At 70.5% G+C, this 8,231-nt stretch carries 8 protein-coding genes; 1 reads left to right on the top strand and 7 read right to left on the bottom strand.

What is annotated here, in order from left to right; translation table 11 throughout:
- Nucleotides 1-84 precede the first annotated feature (84 nt).
- The 7 genes from ACFCZF_RS23005 to ACFCZF_RS22975 form a co-directional block, all read right to left on the bottom strand.
- A complete protein-coding gene (locus tag ACFCZF_RS23005; RefSeq protein WP_376673237.1) occupies nt 85-1,023 on the bottom strand; it encodes a TauD/TfdA dioxygenase family protein in 939 nt (312 codons plus the stop codon).
- Between the two features lie 278 nt (nt 1,024-1,301).
- A complete protein-coding gene (locus ACFCZF_RS23000; RefSeq protein WP_376673236.1) occupies nt 1,302-2,144 on the bottom strand; it encodes a class II glutamine amidotransferase in 843 nt (280 codons plus the stop codon).
- A 50-nt stretch (nt 2,145-2,194) separates the two neighbouring features.
- Nucleotides 2,195-3,673 (bottom strand): glutamate-cysteine ligase family protein, encoded by a 1,479-nt coding sequence (locus ACFCZF_RS22995; RefSeq protein ID WP_376673235.1) that lies wholly within the window; start codon nt 3,671-3,673, stop codon nt 2,195-2,197.
- A gap of 147 nt (nt 3,674-3,820) precedes the next feature.
- Nucleotides 3,821-4,318 carry a peptidylprolyl isomerase gene (locus ACFCZF_RS22990; RefSeq protein ID WP_375923225.1) on the bottom strand — a complete coding sequence of 166 codons (498 nt, stop codon included), beginning with the start codon at nt 4,316-4,318 and terminating at the stop codon, nt 3,821-3,823.
- 49 nt (nt 4,319-4,367) lie between these two features.
- Nucleotides 4,368-5,366, bottom strand: a complete 999-nt coding sequence (gene gap / locus ACFCZF_RS22985) for a type I glyceraldehyde-3-phosphate dehydrogenase (RefSeq protein ID WP_376673234.1) — start codon at nt 5,364-5,366, stop codon at nt 4,368-4,370.
- 162 nt (nt 5,367-5,528) lie between these two features.
- Nucleotides 5,529-6,485, bottom strand: a complete 957-nt coding sequence (locus ACFCZF_RS22980; RefSeq protein ID WP_375923219.1) for a GlxA family transcriptional regulator — start codon at nt 6,483-6,485, stop codon at nt 5,529-5,531.
- Between the two features lie 28 nt (nt 6,486-6,513).
- The gene (locus ACFCZF_RS22975; protein WP_376673233.1) at nt 6,514-7,386 is read right to left on the bottom strand and encodes an SGNH/GDSL hydrolase family protein; all 873 of its coding nucleotides are present in this window, start codon (nt 7,384-7,386) and stop codon (nt 6,514-6,516) included.
- A gap of 255 nt (nt 7,387-7,641) precedes the next feature.
- On the opposite strand from ACFCZF_RS22975, the gene ACFCZF_RS22970 reads away from it, so the two are divergent.
- Nucleotides 7,642-8,181 (top strand): DUF4303 domain-containing protein, encoded by a 540-nt coding sequence (locus ACFCZF_RS22970; protein ID WP_376673232.1) that lies wholly within the window; start codon nt 7,642-7,644, stop codon nt 8,179-8,181.
- Nucleotides 8,182-8,231: the final 50 nt, after the last annotated feature.

Here is an 8,231-nt window from a genome sequence, read left to right as displayed (position 1 = left end):
CGCGAGAGAGGAAAAGGACCCGGCAGAGCGGGACCTGGGGCTGGAGGCGACGGACCCCCCCCCCCGCCCCCGGTGCGCGCGGGGTCAGAAGGGACGGTCGCCCTCGATGGCGACGCGTTCGGCGACGCGGCGGTCGGAGCCGTAGTCGCCCACGGCGTAGTGCTGCGTGGCGCGGTTGTCCCAGAAGGCGACGTCCCCGGGCTGCCAGCGGAAGCGCACCTGGTACTCGGGAACGTGCGCCTGCTGGAAGAGGAAGCGCAGCAGCCGGTCGCTCTCGTCCCGGTCCATGCCGGTGATGTGAGTGGTGAAGGAGGTGTTGACGAACAGCATGCGCCGCCCGGTCTCGGGGTGGACGCGCACGACGGGGTGCTCCACGGGCGGGAAGAGGTCCTGGTGGGGGATCAGCCGCTCGGGACCGTAGAACCTCGCGAAGCCGGGGATGAAGTCGTGCACGGCGCGGGCACCGTCGATGCGGTCCTTCACCTCCTGCGGGAGGTTGTCGTAGGCGGCCGCCATGTCCGCCCACATGGTGTCCCCGCCGAACGGCGGGACCTCGCGCAGCTGGAGGACGGCGCCGAGCGCCGGCCGCTCGCGGAACGTGACGTCGGTGTGCCAGACGTTCTCGTACGTCGGGGTCGCCCCGTCGGCCTTGTCGAAGCGGACGACGTCCTCGCTGGAACCGGCGGCGAGCAGGGGGTTGGTCTCCAACTCGCCCCAGTGACCCGCGAAATGACGCTGCCGGTCGGAGGTGAGGTGCTGGGCGCGGAAGAACAGCACCTTCCACTCCAGCAGGGCGCGGTTCAGCTCCTCGCGCAGTGCGGCATCGAGCGGGCGCGAGAGGTCGACGCCTCTGATCTCGGCGCCGATCGTGCGCGCCTGCGGAACGACCTCGAAGAGTTCGTAGGGCCGTTCCTCCCACCCTGCGGGCAGTCGGCGCAGCACGCGCCGGCCCTCGTACATCCCGTCCTGTGGAATGCGTGCTTCTCGCAGGCCGGTGCTCGGTACGGCAGCCGTGACGGTCATGGGAGTCCTCCCCTTGTGCGGCGGTACGGGCAGTGCCGGGCCACGGCGGTACGACGTCATCGCCGGACGGCCCGGGAAATGAAGGTGTTCCGGACTGTTCGCCGGAAGAAATACCGATCGGCTCGCGACGCGGTACGCGTCGGGCCCTCGGTTCGAAGACGGCCGTTATCGGCCGGAGCGCTCACATCCGGTTCGTTCGGGCACGCGGGGACACTCCGCCGTGGTGCCGAACCGGTATGTGGTCATGGCACCGATTGTGTGATCTCCCGGCGCCCGTGTCAACGGGGTCCGACGGGCTGCGGGGCGAAGGGGAGCATGGCATCGCCCTCGGGCTGGACGACGCCGTAGCTGCTCTCGGGCACCTTGTTCCAGACGCCGGGCAGGTCGCCCAGGGGTTCCGAGACGATGAGGCGGGTCTCGTCGGACGCCTCCCGGAGGAACGGCAGGTCGGGTTGGAGGGCACGCAGGCTCTCCACACGTGAGCTGTAGTAGAGCGACCGTGACTCCGCCTGGCTGGAGTAGCGGAAGGCCCACAGCCGCAGCCCGTCGGTGACGGCGACCGTCATCTGCAGCGGGTACTCCACGTCGTGCTCGTGTCCGACCTGCTCCACCAGCCCCGCCATCCGTGCCACGGCCGTCGGAGGGTCGTCCTCCAGGCCGAACGTGAGGGCCAGGAAGAACATCATCTCCGAGTCCGTCGAACCCTCGATGTGCGTGTAGAGCCGCGGATCGACGGCCAGGGCGAGGTCGCGCCGGACGCGGTGGAAATCGGCGATCGCGCCGTTGTGCATCCACATCCAGCGGCCGTGGCGAAACGGGTGGCAGTTGGTCTGCTGCACCGCGCTGCCCGTCGAGGCCCGGATGTGCGCGAAGAACAGCGGCGAGCGGACATGGCTCGCGATCTCCCGCAGATTGCGGTTGCTCCACGCCGGACCGATCTCCCGCACGATCGCGGGTGTCGTCATCTCGGGACCGAACCATCCGACGCCGAATCCGTCCCCGTTCGTCGTCTCGACGCCCATCCGGGCGTGCAGGCTCTGGTCGATCAGTGAGTGCTGCGGCTGGTAGAGGATGGTCTCCAGCAGCACGGGCGTTCCCGAGTAGGCAAGCCATCGGCACATCGTCTGCCGCCTCCCTGGTCCTGGGCGCGTGCCGCGCGGGGCGCCGGCCCTCAGTCGACCGGCCAGGTGTGGACCGGGGCGTTGAGATGCATGTAGTCCATGTACTGCTGTGTCATCCGGCGCAGGGCCTCGTGGCGGCCCGGATGGGCGGAGGCGTCGATGTGGTGGAACATCTCCTTCTGCCAGACCGCGCCGTTGCGCCCGGTGACGCACCGCTGCTCGATGATGCCGAGCAGCGGCTCCCGCCAGGCCGCGTCCATGCCGGAGAGCTCCAGTCCCCGGTGCGCCAGCGGCAGCAGCCGCCGCAGGACGAGTTCGGGCACGGTCACCTCGCCCACGCCGGGCCAGTACAGCTGTGCCTCGATGCCGTGCCGGGCCGCGGTGTGCAGGTTGTCCTCGGCGACCGAGAAGGACATCCGCGACCACACCGGCCGCTCCTCCTCCACCAGGGCGCGGGTGAGCCCGTAGTAGAAGGCGCCGTTGGCGAGGGTGTCGGCGACGGTCGGGCCGGCGGGCAGTACGCGGTTCTCCACCCGGACATGCGGTTTGTCGTGGGCGACGGCGTAGACGGGCCGGTTCCACCGGTAGATGGTGCCGTTGTGGAGGGTGAGCTCGCCCAGTTCGGGGATGTCGCCGCGGTCCAGTGTCTCCGCGGGGTTCTGCTCGTCGCACAGGGGCAGCAGCGCCGGGAAATAGCGCAGGTTCTCCTCGAAGAGGTCGAAGACGCTGTTGATCCACCGCTCCCCGAACCACACGCGGGGCCGCACGCCCTGCGCCTTGATCTCCTGCGGCCGGGTGTCGGTGGCCTGCTCGAAGAGCGGGATACGGCTCTCGTGCCAGAGTTCCTTGCCGAGCAGGAAGGGCGAGTTGGCGGCGAGGGCGACCTGGACCCCGGCGATCGCCTGGGCCGCGTTCCAGTAGTCGGCGAACTCGTCGGGGGAGACCTGGAGGTGGAACTGCGTGCTGGTGCAGGCGGCCTCCGGTGTGATCGTGTCCGCGTAGGTCCGCAGGCGGTCGACGCCGTCCACCTCGATGTGCAGGTCCTCGCCCCGGGCGGCGAACACCTGGTCGTTGAGCAGCCGGTAGCGCGGGTTCTCCGACAGGGCGGCCTCGCCCACGTCCGAGTGGCGCAGCGTGGGCAGGGTGCCGACCATGATCAGATGTGCGCCGACCGACTCGGCGCGGTCCTCCGCGTGGTTCAGGGCGGCGCGGATCTCGGTCTCCCAGGCGTCGGGGCCGCCCGCCGTCAGGGCGCGGGGCGGGATGTTGATCTCCAGGTTGAACCGGCCCAGCTCGGTGGACCAGGCGGGGTCCGCGATCGCTTCGAGCGCGTCGCTGTTGCACATCGCCGGCTCGGCCTCGTCGTCGACCAGGTTCAGCTCGATCTCCAGCCCCACCTGGGGCCGCTCCGTCTCGAACCGTGACTCGCGCAGCATCTGCGCGAAGGCCTCGAGGCACTCCTGCATCTTGCTCCGGTACCGGCGGCGGTCCTCGCGGGTGAAGACCAGCGCCGGGACGTCCCGTCCCATCGGCCCTCCCGGGTTGCCTCGCTCGGACGCCTCTCCACCCCAGCGTCGCACCACCTGGCGCCCCTCACCAGACGGGACGGGGCGGGGCTCACCGCACCGTGTGCGATGAGCCCCGTCGATTCAGGTTCCCGTGCGGCCGATCAGCCCTCAGATCTTGCCGGACTCCCGCACCGTGATCTTGGCGGAGGTGCGGCCGGCCGGGGAGGAGCCGTAGCCCTCGACCTTGTCGACCACGTCCGTGCCCTCGACGACCTTGCCGAAGACGACGTGCTTGCCGTCCAGCCAGGGGGTGGGGACGGTGGTGACGAAGAACTGCGAGCCGTTGGTGTTCGGACCCGCGTTCGCCATGGACAGCAGGTAGGGCTCGGTGTGCTTCAGCTGGAAGTTCTCGTCCGCGAACTTCTCGCCGTAGATGCTCTTGCCGCCGGTGCCGTCGCCCCGGGTGAAGTCGCCGCCCTGCAGCATGAACTGCGGGATCACGCGGTGGAACGGGGAACCCGCGTAGCCGAAGCCGTGCTCGCCGGTGGCCAGCTCGAGGAAGTTCTTGGCGGTCTTGGGGGTGACGTCCTCGAAGAGCTCGAAGACGATGCGGCCCGCATCCTGGCCGTCGATGTCGATGTCGAAGTAAACCTTGGAATTGCTCATCGCACCATTGTGACGTGTGAGCCCCCGTGATGTCGCACCGGCCGTCCTTTCAGCGCGTGGCGAGCAGTCCGAGCGTGTCGATCACGCGGTTCGAGAAGCCCCACTCGTTGTCGTACCAGGCGACCACCTTGACGTGGCGGCCGTCGACGCGGGTCAGGGCCGAGTCGAAGATCGACGAGGCAGGGTTGCCCGTGATGTCCGAGGAGACCAGCGGGTCGTCCGAGTATTCGAGCACGCCGGCGAGGGGCCCCTCGGCGGCGGCGCGGTAGGCCGCCAGCACGTCCTCCCGCGTCACGTCACGGGCGACGGTCGTGTTGAGCTCGACGATCGAACCCACCGGTACCGGCACGCGGATCGAGTCGCCCGACAGCTTGCCGTCGAGGTTCGGCAGCACCAGGCCGATCGCCTTGGCGGCGCCCGTCGTGGTCGGCACGATGTTGACCCCTGCGGCGCGGGCCCGGCGGGGATCGCGGTGCGGACCGTCCTGGAGGTTCTGCTCCTGCGTGTAGGCGTGCACCGTCGTCATGAAGCCGTGTTCGATTCCGGCGAGCTCGTCGAGGACCGCGGCCAGCGGCGCGAGCGCGTTGGTGGTGCAGGACGCGTTCGAGACGATCGTGTGCGCGGCCGGGTCGTACGCGTCGGTGTTCACGCCGTACGCGAGGGTGACGTCGGCGCCGTTCGACGGCGCGCTGACCAGGACCTTCCTCGCGCCCGCGGTGAGGTGGGCGCGGGCGGCGTCGGCCGAGGTGAAGCGGCCGGTGGCCTCCAGTACGAGTTCGACGCCGAGCTCGGCCCAGGGCAGCCGCGCCGGCTCGCGCTCGGCGAGCACCTTGATGCGGTGGCCGTCGACGACGAGGGTGTCCCCGTCGACGGTCACCGGGCGGCCGAGCCGGCCCGCCGTCGAGTCGTAGGCCAGCAGCCGTGCGAGGGTGGCGGGCTCCGTGAGGTCGTTCACGGCGACGACCTCGAGCTTGCTGTCGCGTTCGAGGAGAGCGCGCAGCACGTTGCGTCCGATGCGCCCGAAACCGTTGATGCCGATGCGAGTCATGTGTGGTGCCCCTTCGGTTCGCCATGCGGTGCACCACCAGGCTCCCCCGTGGCGTCCGCCGGCGGTAGCGGCGTGATCGCCATGGTTCGCAAGGATCGCGCCAAGCGCCGGAGGCGGGGGGTGCGGTCGATGCCGCGGTTGCGGTCGGTCGCGGTCGCGGGGCTATTCGCCCTGGGCGAAGGTGCGACGGTACTCGCTCGGTGTGGTGCCGAGGATGCGCTGGAAGTGCAGCCGCAGATTCGCACCGGTGCCGAGACCGACGTCGGCGGCGATCTGCTCGACGCTGCGCTCCGAGCGTTCGAGCAGCTCACGGGACATGTCGATACGGGCGCGCATGACCCACTGCATCGGCGTGTACCCCGTGTCGTCGACGAAGCGTCGCGAGAACGTGCGCGCCGACACCGCCGCGTGCCGGGCGAGGGCCTCCAGAGTCAGTGGTTCGCCGAGCCGGCGCAGCGCCCACTCGCGGGTGGCGGCGAACCGCTCGCCCAGCGGCTCCGGCACGCTGCGCGGCACGTACTGGGCCTGACCGCCGCTGCGGTAGGGAGCGGCGACGAGGCGCCGGGCCGCGTGGTTCGACGCGGCCACCCCGAGGTCGCCGCGCAGGATGTGCAGGCACAGGTCGATGCCCGAGGCGGCGCCGGCGGACGTCAGCACGCTGCCCTCGTCCACGAACAGCACGTTCTCGTCGACCCGCACGAGAGGGTGCTTCGCCGCGAGCGCCCGCGTGTAGTGCCAGTGCGTCGTGGCGCGCCTGCCGTCGAGCAGGCCCGTGGCGGCGAGCGCGAAGGCGCCTGTGGAGATGGCGGCGAGCCGCGCCCCCCGTTCATGGGCCGCCGTCAGCGCGTCGACGACGGCCCGCGGCGGATCGTCGAGGTCGGGGGACCGGTAACCGGGGAGGAAGACCACGTCGGCCCACGCCAGCGCGTCGAGGCCGTGGGCGACGTGGTACGACAGGCCGTCACCGCCGGTCACGAGGCCGGGCGCCGCGCCGCACACCCGCACCTCGTACGGCATGCTCGCGCGCGTGGTGAACACCTGCGCCGGAATGCCGACGTCGAGGGGCTTCGCACCCTCGAGCACGAGGACGGCGACGCGACGCAGGCGGGAGGACGGCACGGGGCCAGCGTACGTGGGGGAGTGGGGGTCAGCTCAGGCCCAGCACGCCCATGGTGTGCTCGGCCATGCGCCGCTCCCCGAGGGCGTTGGGGTGCACGGGCACCAGGCTGTGTCCGAAGAGCAGCGGTTCGATCCACCGGGTTCCGGGGGCCTCGCAGGCGTCGTGCCCCTCGGACACCTTGGAGAAGTCCACATACGTGGCACCGGTCTCCTCCGCGGCCCGCTCGACGACGGCGTTGAGGCGCGCCTGGATGCCCCGCAGGTAGGGCACGTCACCTGCCGCGATGGGCAGCTTCGCGAAGCAGGACGGGTCGGCGGTGGCCGGTGTGATCCACGGGTAACCCAGGGCCGCGACCCGGGCGTTGGGAGCCTCGGCGTGGACGCGGCGCAGCGCGGCCTTGAGCGCGGGGTAGGTGTTGGTCTCGATCTGGTCCACGAAGGACGTGCCGTGTCTGTCCTTGCAGGGGCTGCCCTTCCCGCCGCTGAGGACGCCGGCGGAGCCGCAGGCCGTGATGGCGTTGATGAACGTGTTGTTGTCGTTGCCGCCGATGGTCAGCGTGACCAGGTCCGTGCCGGTGCTGAGCGCGTCCACCTGGGGAGCGACGCCCGGGTACTGCGCCTGCGTGAAGTGGGACGTCTGGGCTGCACCGCAGGTGACGTCCTTGAGGTTGGCGCCCGTGGCGGAGGCGATGACGTGCGGGTAGTTCGCCGTGGAGCGCAGACAGAGCAGGTTGGTGAGATCGACGGGCAGGACGCCCGAGCCGGCGCTGTAGCTGTCGCCGAGGGCGACGTAGTCCAGGGAGGGGGTGGCGTGCGCGGTGGCGTCGGTGAGACCGAGAGCCAGCGTGCCCGCGAGGGCGACTGACGCGGTCATGACACGACGCAGGGCGTGCTTCGGCATGTGGTCTCTCTTCTCGGGGCGTGGGCACGGGAGTTGTGCGAGCGTGCGACCGCTGGTTACCGGTCGGTTCTACTTTTAAGTAATGTGCATGCACCCTGACTTTGAGTCAACGTTGTTGACGGAACTTCTTGCGCCCGCGTCCGCGGAGGCCGGCCCCCAGGTGGCCCGGTCCGCCGACTGCCGTGAGCGCTGTCGGTGCCCGTAGCTATGCTCACCGAGCCCTTTCCGTCCCCGCGCGCTCCGGGAGCCCATGCCGTGCCACCGACCGAGACCGACCTGGTCGACGCCGTCCACCGCGCGGCCCGCGCCGCCTTCCTGGACCTGTTCCGCGAACACCCCGACCACCGGTTCTACTACTGCACCCTCGTCACCCCCGGCGAGGCCTACGGGCCGGTGCTGTCCGCGTGGTCCGTCCAGGCCCTGGCCGAAGAGGCGGCACGCCAGGGGTGCGCGCCGCCGGACATCAAGTGGTCCTACGCAGACTCCCCGTTCTGCGGCTACGGCGAACGCCATATGGAGCCGGTGCGGCCCCTCTTCGAGGCGCGGGGAGAACTCTTCGACCTGCCCGACGGAGAGTGGGAGGCCGAGTTCGACCTGAGACTGCGGGCGATGGAGACGGCCATGGCCCGCCTCGACGCGGAAGGACTCTTCGGTACGGGCACGGACCGCCATTCCGTCGTCGTCACCGTCGAGGTGCCGTCCGAGACGGGCAACGACGAGAGGGCGCTGCGGCTGAACCCGCCGGAGGCCCTGACCGGCTGGCTGGCCGAGGCCGCCGTACTGGAGGACGGCTGACCGGCGGCGATGGGAACCCGGGCTGTTCTAGAGTGACTTCCGCCAGTGCA

Source organism: Streptomyces sp. NPDC056296, assembly GCF_042268605.1.
Lineage (GTDB): Bacteria > Actinomycetota > Actinomycetes > Streptomycetales > Streptomycetaceae > Streptomyces.
The sequence above is the reverse complement of the archived record's forward strand: the minus strand, read 5'-3'. Positions and strand labels throughout refer to the sequence as shown.